This window comes from Candidatus Aquiluna sp. UB-MaderosW2red (assembly GCF_900100865.1).
Taxonomy (GTDB): domain Bacteria; phylum Actinomycetota; class Actinomycetes; order Actinomycetales; family Microbacteriaceae; genus Aquiluna.
Map to the genome: position 1 here is coordinate 1563215 of NZ_LT627734.1, position 19024 is coordinate 1582238.

At 51.3% G+C, this 19024-nt stretch carries 14 protein-coding genes; 1 reads left to right on the forward strand and 13 read right to left on the reverse strand.

Annotated elements, in window-relative coordinates; genetic code table 11:
* Positions 1-63 precede the first annotated feature (63 nt).
* The 7 genes from BLP47_RS07985 to BLP47_RS08015 form a co-directional block, all read right to left on the reverse strand.
* Entirely contained in the window at positions 64-1878 is a 1815-nt protein-coding gene (locus tag BLP47_RS07985) for a phosphoenolpyruvate carboxykinase (GTP) (protein WP_091852550.1), read from the reverse strand.
* Positions 1879-1993: 115 nt separating this feature from the next.
* Positions 1994-2560 carry a DUF305 domain-containing protein gene (locus tag BLP47_RS07990; protein ID WP_091852553.1) on the reverse strand — a complete coding sequence of 189 codons (567 nt, stop codon included), beginning with the start codon at positions 2558-2560 and terminating at the stop codon, positions 1994-1996.
* Between the two features lie 202 nt (positions 2561-2762).
* The gene (katG, locus tag BLP47_RS07995; protein WP_091852556.1) at positions 2763-4922 is read right to left on the reverse strand and encodes a catalase/peroxidase HPI; all 2160 of its coding nucleotides are present in this window, start codon (positions 4920-4922) and stop codon (positions 2763-2765) included.
* Positions 4923-5057: 135 nt separating this feature from the next.
* On the reverse strand, positions 5058-6119 hold the full coding sequence (locus BLP47_RS08000; RefSeq protein WP_091852559.1) for a low specificity L-threonine aldolase: 1062 nt from the start codon (positions 6117-6119) through the stop codon (positions 5058-5060).
* Between the two features lie 52 nt (positions 6120-6171).
* Positions 6172-8277, reverse strand: a complete 2106-nt coding sequence (locus BLP47_RS08005) for a DUF6421 family protein (RefSeq protein ID WP_091852561.1) — start codon at positions 8275-8277, stop codon at positions 6172-6174.
* Between the two features lie 151 nt (positions 8278-8428).
* Positions 8429-9232: a heliorhodopsin HeR gene (gene heR / locus BLP47_RS08010; protein ID WP_091852563.1), complete on the reverse strand. Its 804-nt coding sequence runs from the start codon at positions 9230-9232 to the stop codon at positions 8429-8431.
* A gap of 106 nt (positions 9233-9338) precedes the next feature.
* Positions 9339-11912 carry an MMPL family transporter gene (locus BLP47_RS08015; RefSeq protein ID WP_091852566.1) on the reverse strand — a complete coding sequence of 858 codons (2574 nt, stop codon included), beginning with the start codon at positions 11910-11912 and terminating at the stop codon, positions 9339-9341.
* A gap of 191 nt (positions 11913-12103) precedes the next feature.
* Here BLP47_RS08015 and BLP47_RS08020 point away from each other — a divergent pair, with 191 nt between their 5' ends.
* Positions 12104-12532: a hypothetical protein gene (locus BLP47_RS08020; protein WP_091853106.1), complete on the forward strand. Its 429-nt coding sequence runs from the start codon at positions 12104-12106 to the stop codon at positions 12530-12532.
* Here BLP47_RS08020 and hrpA read toward each other — a convergent pair.
* From hrpA to BLP47_RS08050, 6 genes are read right to left on the reverse strand one after another with little or no spacing between them, the layout of a single operon-like run.
* Positions 12525-16316, reverse strand: a complete 3792-nt coding sequence (gene hrpA, locus BLP47_RS08025; protein WP_091852569.1) for an ATP-dependent RNA helicase HrpA — start codon at positions 16314-16316, stop codon at positions 12525-12527. The genes BLP47_RS08020 and hrpA overlap by 8 nt on opposite strands.
* Position 16317: 1 nt before the next feature.
* The gene (locus BLP47_RS08030; RefSeq protein ID WP_157671600.1) at positions 16318-16917 is read right to left on the reverse strand and encodes a mobile mystery protein B; all 600 of its coding nucleotides are present in this window, start codon (positions 16915-16917) and stop codon (positions 16318-16320) included.
* The gene (locus tag BLP47_RS08035; RefSeq protein WP_091852576.1) at positions 16914-17300 is read right to left on the reverse strand and encodes a helix-turn-helix transcriptional regulator; all 387 of its coding nucleotides are present in this window, start codon (positions 17298-17300) and stop codon (positions 16914-16916) included. Before BLP47_RS08035 ends, BLP47_RS08030 begins: the two co-directional genes overlap by 4 nt.
* 58 nt (positions 17301-17358) lie before the next feature.
* The gene (locus tag BLP47_RS08040; RefSeq protein ID WP_091852579.1) at positions 17359-17655 is read right to left on the reverse strand and encodes a P-II family nitrogen regulator; all 297 of its coding nucleotides are present in this window, start codon (positions 17653-17655) and stop codon (positions 17359-17361) included.
* Positions 17655-18629: a sodium-dependent bicarbonate transport family permease gene (locus BLP47_RS08045; protein WP_091852582.1), complete on the reverse strand. Its 975-nt coding sequence runs from the start codon at positions 18627-18629 to the stop codon at positions 17655-17657. The genes BLP47_RS08040 and BLP47_RS08045 overlap by 1 nt, the downstream gene beginning before the upstream one ends.
* A gap of 3 nt (positions 18630-18632) precedes the next feature.
* Complete coding sequence (locus tag BLP47_RS08050) at positions 18633-18911, reverse strand: ArsR family transcriptional regulator (RefSeq protein ID WP_157671602.1); 279 nt, start codon at positions 18909-18911, stop codon at positions 18633-18635.
* Between the last annotated feature and the right edge of the window lie 113 nt (positions 18912-19024).

Genomic DNA, 19024 nt, shown 5'->3' on the forward strand with positions numbered 1-19024 from the left:
GGTGGCAATTACTTCTGTTGGGATTCGTTTTTCAAATAGGACACTCTAAGAAACGACAAGCACCTAGACCGACCGGCTCGGAACTTGGCCTTTTAGACGGGATTCCAGAGAACTCAGCTCAAGCTCCAGCTGCATAGGGAGCTTTTTACCAAAACCCGCAAAGAACGCTCTGGTTGATTCAACCTCGATGCTCCAAGACTCAAAGTCAATCTCGAATAGCTCATCCAGATCTTGCTCTGAGACCGCTAGCCCAAAAAGATTTAGTTCACCTTCCGCAGGAACAATCCCCACCGGAGTCGCGACTCCCTTGTTCTTGCCCTCAAGCTGGTTGATTATCCACTCAATAACTCGGGAGTTCTCTGCAAAGCCTGGCCACAAGAACTGGCCCTCGGCTCCTTTTCTAAACCAGTTGACCTGGAAGATCTTTGGGAGTGCCTCCGGTGTTGAGCTCTCTCCCATTGAAAGCCAATGGTCAAAGTAATCGGCCATGTTGTAACCGCAGAATGGCAGCATGGCGAATGGATCCCGACGCAGCTTTCCCACCGGACCCTCAGCAGCGGCAGTTTGCTCGCTAGAAATAGTTGCACCCATAAAGACACCGTGCTGCCAACTATAAGACTTGGCTACAAGCGGAACATTGGTCGCCCTTCTGCCACCAAACAAGATGGCATCAAGCTCCACACCCTCGGGCTTTTCCCAGTCCTGGCACAAAGTCGTGGTGTTTGACATCGGAAAACAGAACCGGGAGTTGGGGTGAGCGGCCGGACCCATATCTGGCTCCCATTGATTACCCTTCCAATCAATCAGTCCCTCCGGGGCCACTTTGGAGAGCCCCTCCCACCAAACGTCACCGTCTTTTGTCAATGCGACATTCGTGAAAATGGTGCCATAGGACATTGATTCGATTGCCGCGCTGTTGGTGTTTGCGGAGGTGCCTGGAGCTACCCCAAATAAGCCGTTCTCGGGATTTATCGCCCTTAGCCTGCCGGAGGCATCGGGCCTAATCCAAACAATGTCGTCGCCTAAAGTTTCGACCTTCCAGCCCGGAATTGAAGGCTGCAGCATCGCCAGGTTCGTCTTCCCGCAGGCCGATGGGAAGGCGGCAGATAAGTGGTATTGCTTTTGCTCGGGGGAAGTGACACGAATAAGCAACATATGCTCAGCAAGCCAACCCTGATCTCGGCCCATGACCGAACCAATTCTCAAGGCCAAGGCCTTCTTACCTAAAAGCGAGTTACCGCCGTAGCCGGATCCGTAGGACCAGATTTCCCTGGTCTCTGGGTAGTGCACAACGTAGACCTTTTCTGGGTTGCATGGCCAAGAAACATCCTTGGTTTTATTGCCCATGTCATCGATTAGCGGCATTCCAACCGAGTGCACCGCTGGAACCCACTCGGCTCCCTTTTCGATTTGTTTTAGAACATCGGCCGAGACTCGGGTCATGATGTGCATTGAGGCAACCACATAGGGTGAGTCGGTTATTTCAACCCCGTACTGGGTTAGCGGAGAACCGATTGGACCCATCGCAAATGGAATCACATACATCGTTCGCCCGCGCATTGAGCCTAAGAATGATTCACGCATCAGGGTGCGCATCACGCTCGGCTCCATCCAGTTATTGGTGGGGCCGGCGTCCTGCTCGCTTTCCGAGCAAATAAAGGTGCGCTCTTCGACCCGCGCGACATCTCTCGGGTCAGTGCGAGCAAGATAGCTGTCGGGTCTGAGTTCCGGGTTGAGCTTTATAAAAGTTCCATTGCGAACCAACAGGTATTTGATTGATTCCAGCTCGTTTGCCGAGCCATCGCACCACTGCACGCTATCGGGTTTGGTCAGAGAAGCTACTTCCCCAACCCAGTTCTTCAAGTCAACCAAGGACATCATTGTCTCCGTTTAGTTTTATCCAAGAATACGTCAATCTTCAAAATATCCTGTACCGACAGCACGTTTGTCACTTTCGCCCAAATTATTCGGCCAAATTAGGCACGCTTCAGGGCTACTTGGAGAGCAGGGCCTGCAGCTCGAGAATCTCACTAGTTTGCATCTTGATGATGTCGGCGCCTAATTTAGCTGCCTCAGAATTTTTTGAATTCACAACCATGTCCGCCATCTCAATTGCTCCCTGGTGGTGGGCAATCATGCCAGCAAGAAAAAGCTGATCGAACTCCACACCTGAAGAGCCCTCTAGTTTCGCTATTTCAGTTTCAGACAACATCCCATCCATCCCCATTGAATGGGCCATGGTTTCTGAAGAGTTGGCAGCTTTGAGCCAGCTTCTCATCTGATCAATCTCAGGATCTTGTTCGGCTTTTATCTTGGCGGCTATCGCCAACACCTCGGGGTTTAGTGATCTGGATTCCGCAAGGGTTGACATCTCAACCGCTTGCTGGTGATGAGGAATCATCATCTGGGCAAACATCACATCCATCCCAGAGAAGCCAGAATTTTCACTGCTTTGAGATGAGGACATGTCCATTCCATCCATCTGCATGGCACAGCCCGTCAGGAAAGAACCGGAAATTAATAACGTTCCCGTTATTGCTAGAAATCTTAGACTTTTCATTTAGCACCCATCTGTCAAACCAATCCAACCCATCAGGCACACCTACCATTCCCCGCTAGCGCCGAGGTAACTTGGCGCCTTGGTCCGTTCGAATAACGCAACCTGTTCCGAACTGTTTCATAGGATTCTGACTTATCCCTGCGAATAACCCCGGTCAAAGCCGCTGAGGCTTGGACCGGGGTTATTCAGATTATTTGAAGAATTAGCTCAGATCAAAGCGATCTGCATTCATGACCTTATTCCAAGCAGCAATAAAGTCCTTGACAAACTTTGGACCATTGTCATCCTGGGCATAGACCTCTGAATATGCGCGCAGAATTGAATTAGAACCAAACACCAGATCGGCACGAGTAGCAGTGAACTTTACCTGCCCGGTCTCGCGATTACGCAGGTTATAAAGATTAAATCCGGCCGGCTCCCACACATAAGTCATGTCGGTTAGGTTGACGAAGAAGTCGTTGGTTAGAGAGCCCTCACGGTCGGTGAAAACGCCGTGCTTGGTGCCGGAGTGGTTGGTGCCCAAAACACGCATTCCACCGACAAGAACCGTCATTTCATAGGCGGTGAGGCCCAAAAGCTGAGCGTGGTCAAGCATTAGCTCCTCAGCACTAACCGTGTAATCCTTTTTGACCCAGTTCCTGAAACCATCATGGATTGGCTCTAGCGGTTCAAATGATTCAATGTCGGTCCACTCCCTTGAGGCGTCTCCGCGCCCCGGGGAGAATGGAACATCAGCTTTATGACCCGCAAGCTTGGCGGCGATTTCGATACCAACATTTCCAGCCAAAACGATTACATCGGCCAAACTTGCTGAAAACTCATTAGCGATTGGCTCAAGAACACTGAGCACCTTATTCAAGCGCTCGGGCTCGTTACCTAACCAGCCAACCTGCGGCTCCAGTCGAATGCGAGCACCGTTGGCTCCACCGCGCATATCCGATCCGCGATAGGTGCGGGCTGAATCCCAAGCAGTTGAAACCATGTCCGAGACTGACAGTCCCGATTCAGCAATCTTTACCTTCAGGGCGGTTAGGTCGTATGACTTATTGCCGGCTGGGACCGGGTCCTGCCAGATCAGCTCTTCTTTCGGCACATCTGGGCCGAAGTAGCGACCCACTGGACCCATGTCTCGGTGAGTGAGTTTGAACCAAGCCCGTGCAAAGACATTAGAGAAGTAATCTGGATCGGCATAGAATTTTTTAGAGATTTCCAAATACGCAGGGTCTTTAATCATTGCCATATCGGCATCGGTCATCACCGGGCTTTTGCGAACCGAGAAGTCTTCAACATCCACCGGCATATCTTCTTCAGAAATATTTATTGGCTCCCATTGAAACGCTCCAGCCGGGCTCTTTTTGAGCGCCCAGTCGTACTTGAATAATAGGTAGAAATAGCCGTTATCCCACTTGGTTGGGTGGGTGGTCCAGGCCCCTTCGAGACCTGAAGAAACGGTGTCGGTTCCGACACTTCTGGTTGTGTGGTTCATCCAGCCAAGACCGGCTTCGTGAAGGCCGGCGGCGGCTGGAACTGCCTCAAGGTTCTCGGCACTGCCGTTGCCGTGCATCTTCCCGACAGTGTGACCACCGGCGGTTAGTGCGACGGTCTCTTCGTCATTCATCGCCATCCGGGCAAATGTTTCACGCACGTGACCGGCAGTTTTTAGCGGATCGGGCTTACCGTTCACGCCCTCTGGGTTCACATAAACAAGCCCCATCTGAACCGCTGCCAATGGGTTTTCCATAGAAGAGGGGTTCTCTAGATCCTCGTATCGAGAGTCCGAGGGCGCGAGCCACTCTTTTTCACTACCCCAGTAGACATCTTTTTCTGGCTGCCAAACATCTGTTCTGCCAAAACCAAACCCGAAGGTTTTTAGACCCATGGACTCGTAAGCAATATTTCCGGCCAAAATCATGAGGTCGGCCCAGGAGATTTGGTTTCCGTATTTTTTCTTTATCGGCCAAAGCAGTCGCCTGGCCTTATCCAAGTTCACGTTATCTGGCCACGAGTTCAGTGGCGCAAAACGCTGGCTACCAGAACCACCGCCGCCACGTCCGTCTGCGGTGCGGTAGGTGCCGGCGGAGTGCCAAGCCATGCGAATCATTAGCCCGCCGTAGTGACCCCAGTCGGCTGGCCACCAGCTCTGAGACTCAACCATAAAAGCGTGCAGGTCTGTTTTCAGAGCATCGACATCAAGCTTTTTGAGCTCCTCATGATAATCAAAGTCACTGCCCATTGGGTTCGACTTCGTATCGTTTTGGCTCAGGATCTCCAAGTTCAGAGCGTTAGGCCACCAGTCCATGCTCGCCGAGCCGACTTTGGTTTGTGCCCCGTGAATTACTGGGCAGGTACCGCTTTGTTCCATGAGATTCTCCTTTTTTCTTAATTAATATTTCCGTGGTTCGAAAGAGCTGGGAATGACCCTAAAACCTAGAACCAGATTGCGGGCTCGAAGCATCCCGAGCTGCCTGGCTATTAGTCCTCGCGGGTAGACCCATATCTAAAGAGCGGCTTCCAGAGAGGCCAAAATACCCAAGACGTCCTCTTTAGTGGTGTCCCAAGCACACATCCAACGCACCTGACCGGTTGACTGATCCCAAACATAGAAGCGGTAGTCCTTCTGAATTCTGAGCGTTACCTCCTGAGGCAAGATTGGAAACACCGCATTTGCCTGAGTTGGATTCGGCACCGTGATGCTGGGGTGCTTATTAGCCAATTCCACGACCCCGGCATATAAAAGATCAGCCATCGAATTAGCCACCCTGGCATTTGCTAAAGCCAGCTCGGCATGATTTTCGAATAATGCGTTGAGCTGCGCTGAGACGAACCGCATCTTGGAGGGCAGCTGCATCGAGGTCTTGCGCAAAAACGGCATAGCTTCCGCGAGGGCTGCACCGCGAACACTAGAGCCATCGGTCACGATAACCGCCTCGGCAGCCATCGCGCCAATCTTGGTGCCACCCAGTGAAACCAGATCAACACCAGCATCGGTTGTGAACTCCTTGAAACTTTTACCCAGGGCCGCAGCAGCGTTTGAAAGCCTGGCTCCATCTAGGTGCAAGAGCATGCCGTGCTCATGAGCTAGGTCAGCTAGAGCCCTAATCTCAGAGACGCTGTAGAGAGTTCCCATTTCGGTGGTTTGAGTAATACTTATGACCGAGGCTTGCGCCCTGTGAACCACTCCCACGTCAAAGATTTGAGTAGCGGCCAACTCTGGGGTTAGCTTTCCATCGGAAGTTTCCACGGTCCAAAGCTTTAGGCCGGCCATCTTTTCTGGAGCGCCCCCCTCATCAACATTGATGTGTGCGCTCTGGGCGCAGATTACTGCTTCCCAACGCTTAGTCGCAGCCTGCAGGGCAATCACGTTGGCGCCAGTGCCATTAAAAACCGGATAGCCAACGGCATTTTTGCCAAAAAGCTCTTTGACTATTTCGCCAAATTTCTCAGTTTCAGTGTCCTCACCGTAGGCCACCTGATGACCCTCATTCACTAGGGCCATAGCCTCTAGCACTTTAGGGTGAACTCCCGCGTAGTTATCGCTTGCAAAGCCTCTTTTACTCATTGAACGTCTCTCCTGAAGCTAAAGGTTTCTAATAATTGAAATCGGCAGTTACCTAAGCCGCAATTCCTTTTGTCGAAGCCACCACATCGGCCAACTTGCGGTTTAGAGTCTCGTAGAACACATTGAGTGGGAACTCATCATCCAGCACCAAGTTGACTACCTCCTTGAGCTCACCGGCGGTCGGCAGCTGGTCTTTGCCCTTGGCCCAATTTGATCCCGGGTGAGCAGGAACCAGGTGAGTAACAAACTCATAGGCCGCGATCCACTGAGCGAGCCTTGAGCGGTTGATGCCACCGTGGTAGAGAGCCTCAACCTCTTCGCAAAGCTCGACCATGACCGGAACCACTAGATCCCAGTCGAAAGTCAAGCGATTATCGGTCCAAGTCAATGCGCCGGCCTGGTGGAGTTTGGCGAATATGATTTGACCACCGAGCCCGTCGTAGTTGCGAACCCTACCCCCAGTGATTGGGAAGCGAAATAGCCGGTCAAATAAAATCGCGTAGCGAATGTATTTGGCTAGTGGATCGCCATCGGCATCTAAAGCAAGGGTCTCTCTAAAGGTTGTTAGATCGCAGCGTAATTCCTCTAGTGAATACATCCAAAACGGCATTCGCTGCTTGATCATGAATGGATCAAACGGTAAGTCGCCCTTGGAGTGAGTGCGGTCATGAATCAAGTCCCACAACACAAAAGTCTCCTGCGCTAACTGCTGGTCACTGACCAAGCGCTCAGCATCGGCTGGAAGTGGCAAGTGCAAAAGCTCTTGAGCACTGGCAACAACCTTGCGGAAACGAGCCGCTTCTCGATCGCAGAATATGCCACCCCAGTGATAGGTAGCGACCTCGCGAACTGAAACGGTCTCTGGGAAAAACACAGCCGAATTGGTGTCGTAACCATTTGTGAAGCCAACAAACTCGATCGGGATGAAGGCTGGGTTAGCGTATTTGATTTCTTGTTTTGCAAGCCAATCTGGCCAAAAGGTGTTGATCACCACCGCCTCAAGATTACGATTTGGGTTTCCGTTTTGGGTATACATCGAAAAGACTGCCAGGTGCTGGATGCCGTCCACCCGGGCTTGATCGGGGCGGAACAGCGCCAAAGAGTCATAGAAATCTGGCACTCCAAAACCGCTCAAGCTCCAATTCTTCAAATCAGCCTCGCAAGCCGCTAGGTACTGAGCTTGGTGGCTAAACCTCGAAGCAAGTCCTTCGATTGCAATAAGAACGTCTTCGAGTAATTCTTGGGCTTTGATGTGTAATGACGCATCCAGAATCGCACCCTTCGCATCTTGCATTGGGCGAAGTTGCTCAACGGCCAAAACCAAACGCTGCCAACTCAAATCGGTAGCACTCCAATTGGGGTCTCTTTTCGAGTTCGCCAAAAGAGCAACTCGGGAGTTGGAAAGCCAGCCCGCGATGTTCAACCAAAGCTGCCGGTTGTCTAAATCGTCAATCGAGTCATCACCAAACAAATCGGAGTCTGCCATTACGACAACTCTGCCGTCTTTGTGCCTCACCGCGACACCGAGTGCGGCACCTGCAGGTAGCGCTGTGGCGCTAGAGCGCAAGAACACCTCAGCCTCCACCGAATCAGAAACTGAGATTGTTCCAGCCCGATAAAGACAAACCTTCTTGGTCTTATAGCCAAAGTCTCCTTGCACAAGCTTGGGTATCTCGGCAATCGGCCAGCTAGCCACTTCTCTAAAGTTACGGGTCGGGTCCTGCACGGTTAAATTACTTAACTCCAAGCCAAAATGCGAGATCAGTTCATTGAAGTTATTGCCGTATTTGCGCTGCTCAGTTTCACCCAAGACCAGCAACCCGCCTCCGGCTGCAACGAAATCTTGGATGGAATCGATTTCAGATTTCAACAGCACAGGCTCTCCGTAGCCAACCGTGTTCTCCCAATCATCTAAAGAAGAGTGGGGCAAAACCAAGATGTCAATCTCTTTGAGAAGTTCTGGCGTGATAGTTGATTTTTCATTGATGCTGACCTTAAAGCCAGCCCCAACTGCTGAAGCGGCAAGGGTTGAATAGCCAGCATCTTTGGGGTTCGCAGGATTCATCTTTGCCGCCAATAAAGGGTCGGCACTCCAAGCCTGTCGGTGTGACTGGTCGATGAGAATATGAGAATTGAGGTGCAAAATTGCCTCCGCCATGTTATGAACTTAAGACCCTGCAAGGTTAGCCGATTCAGGCCAAAAAAGCCCTTCGGTCAATCCCAATCGAAGCTGCGGCCGTTTTGTGTATGGCCTCACAAGCCAAAACCACCCCGAGTTCTAGTCGGGGTGGTTTTGAGCTTTTTCGAATTTAGCTGACGATCGCTGGGATAACTGCTCCGGCGAATACCTGCCATGCCAACACTGACTTAGCAACCAAGCTCAATGTGATGTAGGTGGTCTCACCGAATAGGTAGTTCTTCCATGGGCCAATCTGCTTGTACTGGAAGGCCTGGTTGAAACCGAAGGTGTTGAAGAACAAGAACAGTGCAACCACAATCCCGTAAACAAAGCCTGGAATCTCAGATGCGTTTGTCGCACCCGGCTGCCAGATGTAAAGGATAAGAATCAACCAAGGAACAATTCCGGTCATCGAACCCATGATGAAAGGAAGACCCTTACCATTTCCCGGAGTCTCATATTTTTCCTGAAGAGCACCGAACAGGATCATCGATGCGTTCACTGCGAAGATCGCGATAAGCGCAGCCACGCCGTTAATTCCATTCAGCAGCGCGATCAAGAAGATCATGACCGATGAACTCAGGGAATACTCAACCCAGCGGAAGTAGTTGTGGTTTTTCTTTAGCCCAGCCTTATAGCGGCCGTAGAACATTGGCGAAGAAATTATGAAGTGGAAGAGTGCCGAAAGTGCCAAGAATCCAATTGCTCCAGCACCGATGTTGATGTCAAACAGTGTGACCAAATCGGTTGGTGCGGGAACTCCCGGAGGACCGGTTGGATACTCGATGGTGACTGGGAAAAGAATCTGGTTGTCCAAAAGCGTTAGTACGTAAGTCAAGCCCAATGCCTGGGCCAAGTGTAATAATCCTGCGACAACGTTGTAGCGGCGCAGCCCCTTGATATATACATCTGGTGATTTGGCTGTTTTAGCCATTTAGAACTCCCTCGTTCATTGTGTTTTTAGTCTAGGTCCGATAACTGCACATCACAAAATACATTTGGTGTAATTTCTTTTTTTGTCACTGAGGCCCTCGTCCAGTCTAGATTTTCGCGTGGGTGCGCTCGAGTTTGGAACCCTCGACATCTACATCTGGCAAAATCTTGTCCAGCCACTTCGGCAGCCACCAAGCTGACTTTCCAACAACGCTCATTAGGGCCGGAACCAAAAGCAGTCGAACTAGGAAAGCATCTATCAGAACGCCAATAGCAAGACCGAAGCCCATCGGCTTGATCATTGTGATGTGTGAGAAGGCAAAGCCACCAAAGACCGAGATCATAATAATTGCCGCTGCAATCACCACGGCGCGACCGAGGTAAATACCGGAGTCAATGGCATCCTTTGGACTTTTACCGTGAACATAGGCCTCCCGCATACCCGAGACCAAAAACAGCTGGTAGTCCATCGCTAACCCAAACAGGATTCCGATCAATATCGTCGGTAGGAAGCTTAAAATCGGTCCGGGTTGGGCAACTCCCAGGAAGTCGCCGAGCCAACCCCATTGATAAACCGCGACAACGGCACCGAGGGTTGCGATCACCGTTAGCAGGAATCCTCCGGTCGCAATCAGTGGAACGACAAAGGATCTGAATACCAAAATCAAAAGCAGGAACGAAAGTGCGATTACTGTTCCAAGATAAATCGGAAGCACATCCGAAAGCTTCTGCGAAATGTCAATATTCACCGCTGCAATACCGGTCACCTCAATATTTGCGTTGAGCTCCGAGGAAAATTCAGATTCTAAAGCGCGAACATCGAACACCAGTTGTTCAGTCTCTTCGCTGGTCGGGCCGAACTTTGGCACCACCACAAACATTAGTTCAAGGCCAGATTCAGAGACCCCGCCCGGTAAAACAGCAGTTGCGCCATCCAGCGAAACTAGTCGCTCGCTCACCTCGGCCTGCAGGTTTAATAGGTCGATCTCATTTAGCTCTTTTGGAACATCGACAATGGCAACCAAGCTGCCATTGGTCCCTGGACCAAAGTTGTCCGAGATCAAGGTGTACGACTTATAGGCGGTCGAGTAGCTTGGCTCCGAGCCGCCATCCGGCAAAGCCAATCTCAAGCTCAACGCTGGGATTGCCACGATACCTAGGGTTGTGACAACGCCAAGTATCACAAGCCATGGGTGGCGATTTGCGAATACGCGCTTTTTTGGCGCATTGGCTTCTTCAAGCTGGTGAAACTTCTCGGAATCATTCTCGGCTCCAAGTTCGGCACGCTTGGCTCGCTCGGATTTGGTCAGCACCTTTTCCTTTGCGAGCCCAAGCATCGCTGGAACTAGGGTCAGGGCCACTAGCACCGCGATAACAATTGCCAACGCGCCCGCGCTTCCCATCAGACCCAAGAAACCGACTCCCGTCAGATTCAAGGCCAGAAGCGCAATAATCACGGTGACTCCAGCAAACACCACAGCGTTACCGCTGGTGCCGTTTGCAAGGCCGATGGATTCGCGCACCTCCATGCCGGCCTTGAGTTGGCGCCGGTGTCGGTTGAGAATAAAGAGCGAGTAGTCAATCCCAACCGCGAGACCCAACATGATTCCCAAAATCGGAGTAGTGCTTGTCATCTCGACAACTGCCGAAAGGGCAAAAGTGATGGCAGCAGAAATTGCCACACCGGTAAGTGCCGCTATGACCGGTAGGCCCGCTCCGATAAATGTTCGAAGCATGATTGTAAGAACCAAAGCCGCAACGGCAAGCCCGATTATCTCGCCAATACCCAAAAGCCCATCCAGAGAGAACACCAGCGATTGGGTGAACTCAACCTGAACTCCCTCGGGAGTTCCAGCCTTGATCTTGTCTACCACGGCAGTAACGATTGGCTGCTCTAATTCTGAGAGGGGGATATCAAAGTAGATCGTCGCGATTGCTGTTCCGCCTTGAAGAGACACGGTCCTGAACTCATTCGCGCTTTGCAGCAGAGAATCTCCAGCCAAAAGCAAAGACTCGTTGTCTGCTAGCTCCAATTTCCCTGAATCCAATTGCGCTTGACCCGCTGACAGCTCTACCTGCTGGGCAAAAATCTGATCTAGGCCCGCTTGAATCTGCGCCAAGCCGCCCTGAACGGCTTCTTGACCCGGTGCATTAGCTGCGGACATGTCGGCCAGGGTCTGCTCTAAAGCTGCCTGTTGTCCCTCTAAATCGGTTCTTGCGGCATCCAGTGCCTGCTGTCCGGCGTCAAGTTCTGCCTGTGAGGAAGCCAACTGGACCTTGCCATCTTCGATGGCAACCTTGCCGTCTTGGAGGTCAATCCGCTGAGAGTCAAGCTGGGCCTGGGTCACAAAAGGATCCGCTGTCTCATCTACTCCTGGGAGTTTATTGACTGACTCTAAGAGGTCCGCAATTCCAGCCTTATCGGCCGCGCTGAATACGGATTCGTCTGCCTTATGAAACACGACCTGCCCGGCACCGCGACTGGCGGATGGGAAATTCTTTTGCAAGCTTGTTGCTAGGTCCTGGGATGGAATCCCATCGATGGTCATCGCAGTTGAAAGCTGACCACCTGAGAATGCCGCTGCGGCACCCACACTCGACAACAAAATTAGCCAAACACCAATCACAGCCAAGGCATTTTTTGCAGAGAATTTTCCGAGGCGATAAAGCAGTTCAGCCATGATGTCCTTGTTCTTGTGATGCGCACTGAGCGCTTAATCTAAAATCGTCTAAGTTTAGGCTTCCAGTCTGAATGGGAACTGACAGGCAAACCCCTGTCAAACCAACCCCCAAACATCGAAATCTATTTCACGAACTTGGTCGAGGCTTTTTACCAAGGAGTAACGTGGGCATCGAAGGTCAGGAGAAGCTAATGGCTCAGAGGCAACCCAAACTCGAATCGTTCACCCCTCAGGAGCGCGCCGCCATCAAGGAGCGCGCCAAAGAACAACAAAAGGCGAGCACCAAGGAGTCTCAAGAAGCCGAAGTACTCCTAAAGATTTCGCAGATGTCCTCAAATGACAAAGCCCTCGCACAGAAAATTCACGAGCTTGTGAAGACCTTCGCCCCCGAACTTGATGCCAAAACCTGGTACGGCATGCCCGCCTATGCAAGAGCTGGTAAAACCATATTATTTTTCCAAGACGCCGGCAAATTCAAGGTCCGCTACGCAACCCTGGGTTTCAGCGAGCACGCTAATTTGGATGGCGGGAACATGTGGCCAAACGCCTATGCCCTAATCGACCTAGACAAGCAGACCGAGGAGCAAATTATTGGTTTGATCAAAAAGGCCATTAGCTAAGCAGTTTCTTGATGCGCTGCAGCGATACCGGTTCGGTGGTTCCGAGGCTTTGGGCAAATAGGCTCACCCTGAATTCTTCAATCAGCCACCTTGCCTGCGCAACTGGCCCCGAGCCAGACTGGCTAAAACTTCCTCCAGCCAATTCAAAAAATGATATTGCCTGAGATAGTTCGTATTGGGCCACGTTATCGCGCTGCGGGTTTTGTCTGAGTTTTTGAATTCGCAGCTCTATTGTTCTGAGGTAAATCTCGAGTCGAGGGAGTCTTTCAAGACCAATATCGCTCACAAACCTAGGGCTCAGCAATTCGGAAATGTGCTGCTTCTCACTTGCTAGAACTTGCAGAAAATCAAAATCCTTTGTCTCCGAAATAGCCTTATTAGCATCCCTCAGAGCGTTAGCGATTCTGGCAGCGATTTTGACGATTTCGAATGCAAGCTCGATTGACTTGGCCTCCACCGAGTCACGAATGCCCTCAAACTCGGCCCTTGTGAAAATCAAACCCGCTTGATTTATCTTCGACAGCTCCAAAAAAGCAGCGGCTCGAATCACATCCTGCACAAAGCCACTGAGGCTCTTATAAGGCAGCGCTGCTATGGCCAATTTTTCTTGTGGGCTCAGGTGGCTTTCAATGTATTTATGGGGAGAAGAAATTGCCAGTACGACCAGCTGAACCACTGCGACTTTGTGGTGAGTGAGCTGTTCCGAGTGGGTTGAAAAGACCCGAATTGCGACAGCATCCGTATTTTCCAACACAAGAGCGGGGAAACCTCGAACTAAATTACCGCCGTGACTCACCTCAACACTTTCGGGTAACGAATCAAAATCCCAGCCTGGGATTGCTGATCTTTCGATCGGGCTGGTGACGCTCTGGGTAGCAAGGGCGACCGCTGCCCGATTGTTGGTCGCCAAGCTGATTTGCAGCTCAGCGAGGTTTGAGCTGAGCCCGAGTTCCTTACTATTGTCATCCAGAACCGCATACTTCACGCGCAGGCCCTGGTCTATCGAGGCCAGCACAAAATCCTCGGCCTTGATGGCGACACCACTAAGTTTCTGCAGGGTTTTGGCGAGCGCCGAAGTTATGTCACCGACTGGATTGTCCGGCATTTGAGCCAGCGCCTTTTGAGCCCAGTCCTTGGCTGGGACAACATTTTTTCTGAGACTCTTTGGAAGCGATCGAATCAACTCGGTTATTAGCTCAAGTCGCATCCCCGGGACAAGCCACTCGAAGGCGGCTCTGTCAAGGCTCGCCAGGATCGGAAGTGGCACTAAAACGCTTAGGCCATCGTCTTTGGCCCCAGGCTCGAATTTATACCGAAGTAAGAACTGCTGGCCGTTCACCAGAATGGTCTTTGGAAGATCCTGCTCGCTAGGTTCCAGAATCTCTTGTTCCAAGATGTTCGACTTAGTCATTGTCATGAGCTCTGGGGACTCAACCCTCGCCCTTTTCCACCAACCCTCAAAGGAGCGGGTTGAAAAAACATCGAGTGGAATTCGGTTGTTATAAAAGCGAAAAACATCTTCCTCGCCCGGGGCAAGCTGCGGCGCCCTGGCTCGTTCCGCAATCGCCTCGAGCTCTATAAGTAGGTCCCTATTCTTTTTATCAAAGGGCTGAATTGAATCCCACTCCCCCATCACAAGAGCGTGCCGAATGAATAACTCTCGGCAAAACATCGGGTCAATCTTGGAATATTGCACCTTGCGCTTGGCTATCAAGGTCAGGCCGTAGAGGATCACTCGCTCATACCCGATCACGGCGCCAAGCTTTTTTTCCCAGTGCGGTTCAGAAACATTTCGCTTGCAAAGTTCTCCAGCTAACTCCTCTGCCCATACCGGATCAATCGCCGCATTCATGCGCGCAAATAGCCTGCTGGTTTCGACCAACTCCGCGCTCATCAAAGCCTCGGGCGGCTTTCTGGCTAGCGCGGAGCCGGGGAAAATAACAAACTTTTTGCTTCCAGAACCCAAGTATTCGCTCTGAACGCGTTTTGGCTTTTGCAGCTTGCCGTTTTTGAAGACCTTTTTTTCATTCTCCTGCTTGAGGCCAATTTGGCTCAGTAGACCCGCTAGCAGAGACTTGTGAATTCCATTCGGATCGACCCTGCGCCCACCAAAATTCAGGCCTAGCTCCTTTGTCACGCTCTTTAGTTGCCGGACCAGGTCTTGCCACTCGCGCACTCGCAAGTAGTTCAAAAACTCCGCCTTGCAGAGCCTTCTAAATGCCGAGGAAGATAGCTTGGCCTGCTGGTCCTCGACATGATTCCAAAGGTTAAGTAGTGATAAAAAGTCGCTTGTTGGATCGATGAAACGCGCATGCAACAGGTCTGCCTTTTCGCGCTTTTCCAAGGGTCGCTCCCTCGGATCTTGAATGGTCAGGCCGGCAACGATGATCATTACCTCACGCACCAAATTATGCCGCTTGGATTCCAGCAGCATTCTGCCAAAGCGCGGCTCGATTGGAATTCTGGAGAGCTCTTTACCCATCTGGGTAAGCACCACATCGGCGCTTTCTTCGATAGCGCCCAGTTCTCTCAACAGCCCGAGCCCGTCCTTGACCCCCCTTGAATCAGGCGCTTGCAAAAAAGGAAACTTGGTTATGTCACCAAGGCCAATATTTGCAGCCTGCAAGATCACAGAGGCAAGGTTGGTGCGCAAAATCTCGGGGTCGGTGAACTCGGACCTAGATTGATAATCCTCTTGAGAATAAAGCCGAATGACTGTTCCGGGAGAGGTCCTACCTGCACGGCCGGCTCTTTGATTGGCACTGGCTTGGGAAACTGCCTCAATTGGCAAGCGTTGAACTTTAGCCCTTGGGCTATAGCGAGAGATTCTAGCGGTGCCAGCGTCAATGACGTACTTGATGTTTGGGATGGTCAGGCTGGTCTCCGCCACGTTAGTGGCCAGAATTACCCTTCTCCTTATCCCGGCTAGCTTGCTTGGCTCAAAAACTCGATGTTGCTCGGCTGAGCTGAGTCGCCCATATAGCGGCAACACTTCGGTGTTCGTCTTTAGCGAGCCTGCGGTTAGGTTGCCTTGGATTGCGTCTTGGCAATCTCTGATCTCAGACTCTCCAGACAAAAACACCAGTACATCACCGTCCTGTTCGGCTTCGAGTTCTTTGAGCGCGGCAACAACCCCGTCAAGGTAGTCAGCCGCCGTGGTTGCGGCCTCGGGATCGCCATCTTCAGAAGCCTCTCGGGTCACCGGTCGATAGCGAATCTCAATCGGGTAGGTGCGGCCAGAAACCTCGATGATTGGAGCGTCATTGAAGTGTTTAGAAAAAGAACCCGGGTCAATCGTTGCCGAGGTGATGATTAGCTTTAGGTCAGGGCGTCTTGCTAAGAGCTGCTTTAGATAGCCAAGCAAAAAGTCGATGTTCAGGCTTCGCTCGTGAGCCTCGTCGATGATGATGGTGTCGTATTGCTTGAGCATCTTGTCGCGCTGCAAAGCATTAAGCAAGATGCCATCGGTCATAACTTTGATTTTGGTATCTTTACTGGCCTGATCGGTAAAGCGAACCTGATAGCCCACCAGCCCGCCGAGATTCACGTTTAGCTCTTCCGAGATCCGCTCAGCAACCGAGCGGGCCGCAATTCTTCTGGGCTGAGTGTGGGCAATGGATAATCTGCCAAGCTCAAGACACATCTTTGGAAGCTGGGTGGTCTTGCCGGAGCCGGTGGCTCCAGCAATTATTACCACCTGGTTTTGCTTGATCGCCGAAAGGATGTCTTCCCGGCGCTCAGATACCGGAAGATCAGGCGGGTAGTGGATAACTAGATCGCTCACCCTAAGCCTCAATCTCGATGTTATGTGGAAATAGTAATTGTCTCAGAGGTCGGTAGTCTCCCAAGTCAGCCAACTTTAACGCGGCTATGTATTGCTTACGGAATTCTGGGATTGCATCGATTTCTAAGAGGGTCCAAATTGGATCCGGAGCGCCAGATTGCAGGCACAACACCTCTGTGGCCAATCTTGCGAGTCTCCCGTTGCCATTTGGAAAAGGATGGATCTTGACTAGGCCGTGGTGGTAAAAAGTAAGCACATCTTCCTTTGGTAGGTGGGCGTCAAATTGAGCAGACACTTTCGCCAGTAGGTCGGTGAGCTCGATACGGATGAGTGGAAAACTTGAACCGAGGTTTTTGTCTATCGATCTAAAACTTCCGGCCCAACCCCACACCTGCCCAAACATCTCGAGGTGGAGACGCATTAAAAACTTGAGCTGCAGAGGGTCTTTAGGTATTGGCTTCAAGAGCCAAAACTCGGCCTCAAAAATATTGAGAGCCTCGGAAGTGTCTAGTTCGTGCTGAAACATCAGGTGCTTGAGCTTTAGCCCTTGAATCTCATCGGGGTCTAGGGGAGTCTGACCATCAGCCGCTTGCCACTTCAACCCCAGAGCGTCTTCGGATTCTGAAGGAGCCTCGTTCTGACTTTCTCAGTGATGTCTGCAAGCTGAAGGGCGCTTAGGCTCTGTTGCTCGATTGCCATGGTCACTTGTATTCGCTTTGCGATTTTCTTCGCTAAATCATCCGCCTTAGCCTCAGATATGTCGCGGGCCCCTGGAATTGGGAGATATTGGATTTGCATCACAAAGCCAAGCTCCTGCGCCACTTCGCGCAGGTTTGAGATACTGGCCGAGCCGGCTACCTCCGAACTTTCAAGATATCTGATGCTTGACCCGGCCCTATGAAGCCGTTTTGCCAATTGATCAGAGCTCAGGCCTACAGACTTGCGCAACTCTCTGATGGAGGATTTGGCCGAACTTTGAACCAAGAGATTCCTTTTGCTAAGTATTCTTAGCAAAAGTATCACAGATTTCAGTGTTTGGAGCCTAATACCTAGCATCGCGCAGGATCTGCACGTCACTCATCCAAGCGCTGCAGGCATAGTGCGGGAAGTAGTTAGTGCTCAAAAGCTCCATAATTTTGGTCGCAATTTCCTCGGTGACAACTGTTTCGAGCTTAATGTTGCCTCCCTCAAGGTCTCCAGCTCTTTGGTTTCTTGGGCCCAGGCCATTTGCGTGAGTGATTGTGAAACCTTTGGCGCCCTGAGAAATTACGTCCTTTGAGAGCCTCTTCTCTAATGCCGCTTCCACCACAATGACAACGAGTTTGCGATTTGTGAGCATCAGAGCCCTGCGCTTTCTAGGAACCTACTAAGTTCCAACATGATCGGTATTCCCAAGGTGAGATTGAAGGGGAAGGTAATGCCAAGGCTTGCCGTGAGGTAGATTCCGGGGCTTGCCTCAGGAAGCGCCAATCGAACTGCGGCCGGAGCCGCAATATAAGAAGCCGAAGCGCTTAGCACGCCAAGCGTGGCGGCTCCTCCAAGACTTAGGCCAGACAGGTGTCCCGTTAGGACACCGAGTGTCCCGGCTAAAAGCGGGAAGCCGATTCCGAATATCACTAGACCAAAGCCAGCTGACTTCAGATCCGAAAGTCTTCTCCCCGCAACAATTCCAAGTTCCAGCAAGAACAGCGTCAGAACTCCGGGGAATAGAACTACGAAAAAATCTTCAATTCTGGCGAAGCCAGTTGACTTGGTGAGAAAACCAATTGCCAAACCACCAGCCAATAAGAAGATTGACCTGCCGGTGAGGATCTCCCTGAGCGACTCACCCCAGGAGACCTCGCGGCGCAAGCCTCTTGAGGCAAGCATTAGACCGACGATGATGCCTGGGATTTCTAGTATTGCAAGCAGTGTGGTGAGGTAGCCCTCCACCGAAATCGAAATTGATTCGTAGAAGATGATTGCCGCGGTGAAGGTAACCAAAGAGGTAGAGCCGTAGTGAGCGGCCAGAGCCCCGCGGTCAATCACCGAAAGCTTTTTCATGAACTTCAAAATGAAAAAGGCCAGCACCGGGATTGTTACTCCCAATATAAGAGTCGCCAAAATCGGTATCCCCACCTCGGAGAATTCAGCATTCGATAGCGCCACGCCGCCCTTAATGCCAATTCCCAGCAGTAAGTAAATCGAAATTGCCTGATAAATCGGCTCGGGAAGGCGCAAATCAGTTTTTACTGCAGCAGCCAAGAGCCCCAGTGCGAATGCCAGTACCGGAGCGCTGGTTAGGTTTTGAACCGCAACCGAAAGAATATCCATTTCTTAGACCCCTATCGATCCAAGAGAATCGATTAGGTCGCCAATCGATCTGTGCCTTGAGGTTTCATGCCTTAGCTCAGCCTCACGGTTTATCAGGTAGTGATTTCGGCGGCCTATCTTTTCTTTCCGCAAATACCCGCCCTCGGTTAGATCATTTAATATGCTCACCGTGTAGCGGGAAGTTACCCCTAAATCCAGCGCAAGCTCCTCGATTTTTGAATCCGGATTCTTATCGAGTAAAAGCATCACGTGCGCATGATGCGTTAAAAAAGTCCAACGCATTACCAAGCCGATTCACCACCCAGGTGCGGCCTGCAAAGCCGCGTATTGTAAAGAAATATAGTTCAGAGAACATTTGTTCCGCCCTCACCATACCCATAAAAGCCGAAGCCCAG

Excerpts from the sequence above, each read along its gene's own strand:
- BLP47_RS07985 (WP_091852550.1), bottom strand. The coding sequence starts at position 1,878 with ATGTCCTTGGTTGACTTGAAGAACTGGGTTGGGGAAGTAGCTTCTCTG.
- BLP47_RS07990 (WP_091852553.1), bottom strand. The coding sequence starts at position 2,560 with ATGAAAAGTCTAAGATTTCTAGCAATAACGGGAACGTTATTAATTTCC.
- katG (WP_091852556.1), bottom strand. The coding sequence starts at position 4,922 with ATGGAACAAAGCGGTACCTGCCCAGTAATTCACGGGGCACAAACCAAA.
- BLP47_RS08000 (WP_091852559.1), bottom strand. The coding sequence starts at position 6,119 with ATGAGTAAAAGAGGCTTTGCAAGCGATAACTACGCGGGAGTTCACCCT.
- BLP47_RS08005 (WP_091852561.1), bottom strand. The coding sequence starts at position 8,277 with ATGGCGGAGGCAATTTTGCACCTCAATTCTCATATTCTCATCGACCAG.
- heR (WP_091852563.1), bottom strand. The coding sequence starts at position 9,232 with ATGGCTAAAACAGCCAAATCACCAGATGTATATATCAAGGGGCTGCGC.
- BLP47_RS08015 (WP_091852566.1), bottom strand. The coding sequence starts at position 11,912 with ATGGCTGAACTGCTTTATCGCCTCGGAAAATTCTCTGCAAAAAATGCC.
- BLP47_RS08020 (WP_091853106.1), top strand. The coding sequence starts at position 12,104 with ATGGCTCAGAGGCAACCCAAACTCGAATCGTTCACCCCTCAGGAGCGC.
- BLP47_RS08040 (WP_091852579.1), bottom strand. The coding sequence starts at position 17,655 with ATGCTCACAAATCGCAAACTCGTTGTCATTGTGGTGGAAGCGGCATTA.
- BLP47_RS08045 (WP_091852582.1), bottom strand. The coding sequence starts at position 18,629 with ATGGATATTCTTTCGGTTGCGGTTCAAAACCTAACCAGCGCTCCGGTA.
- BLP47_RS08050 (WP_157671602.1), bottom strand. The coding sequence starts at position 18,911 with ATGCGTTGGACTTTTTTAACGCATCATGCGCACGTGATGCTTTTACTC.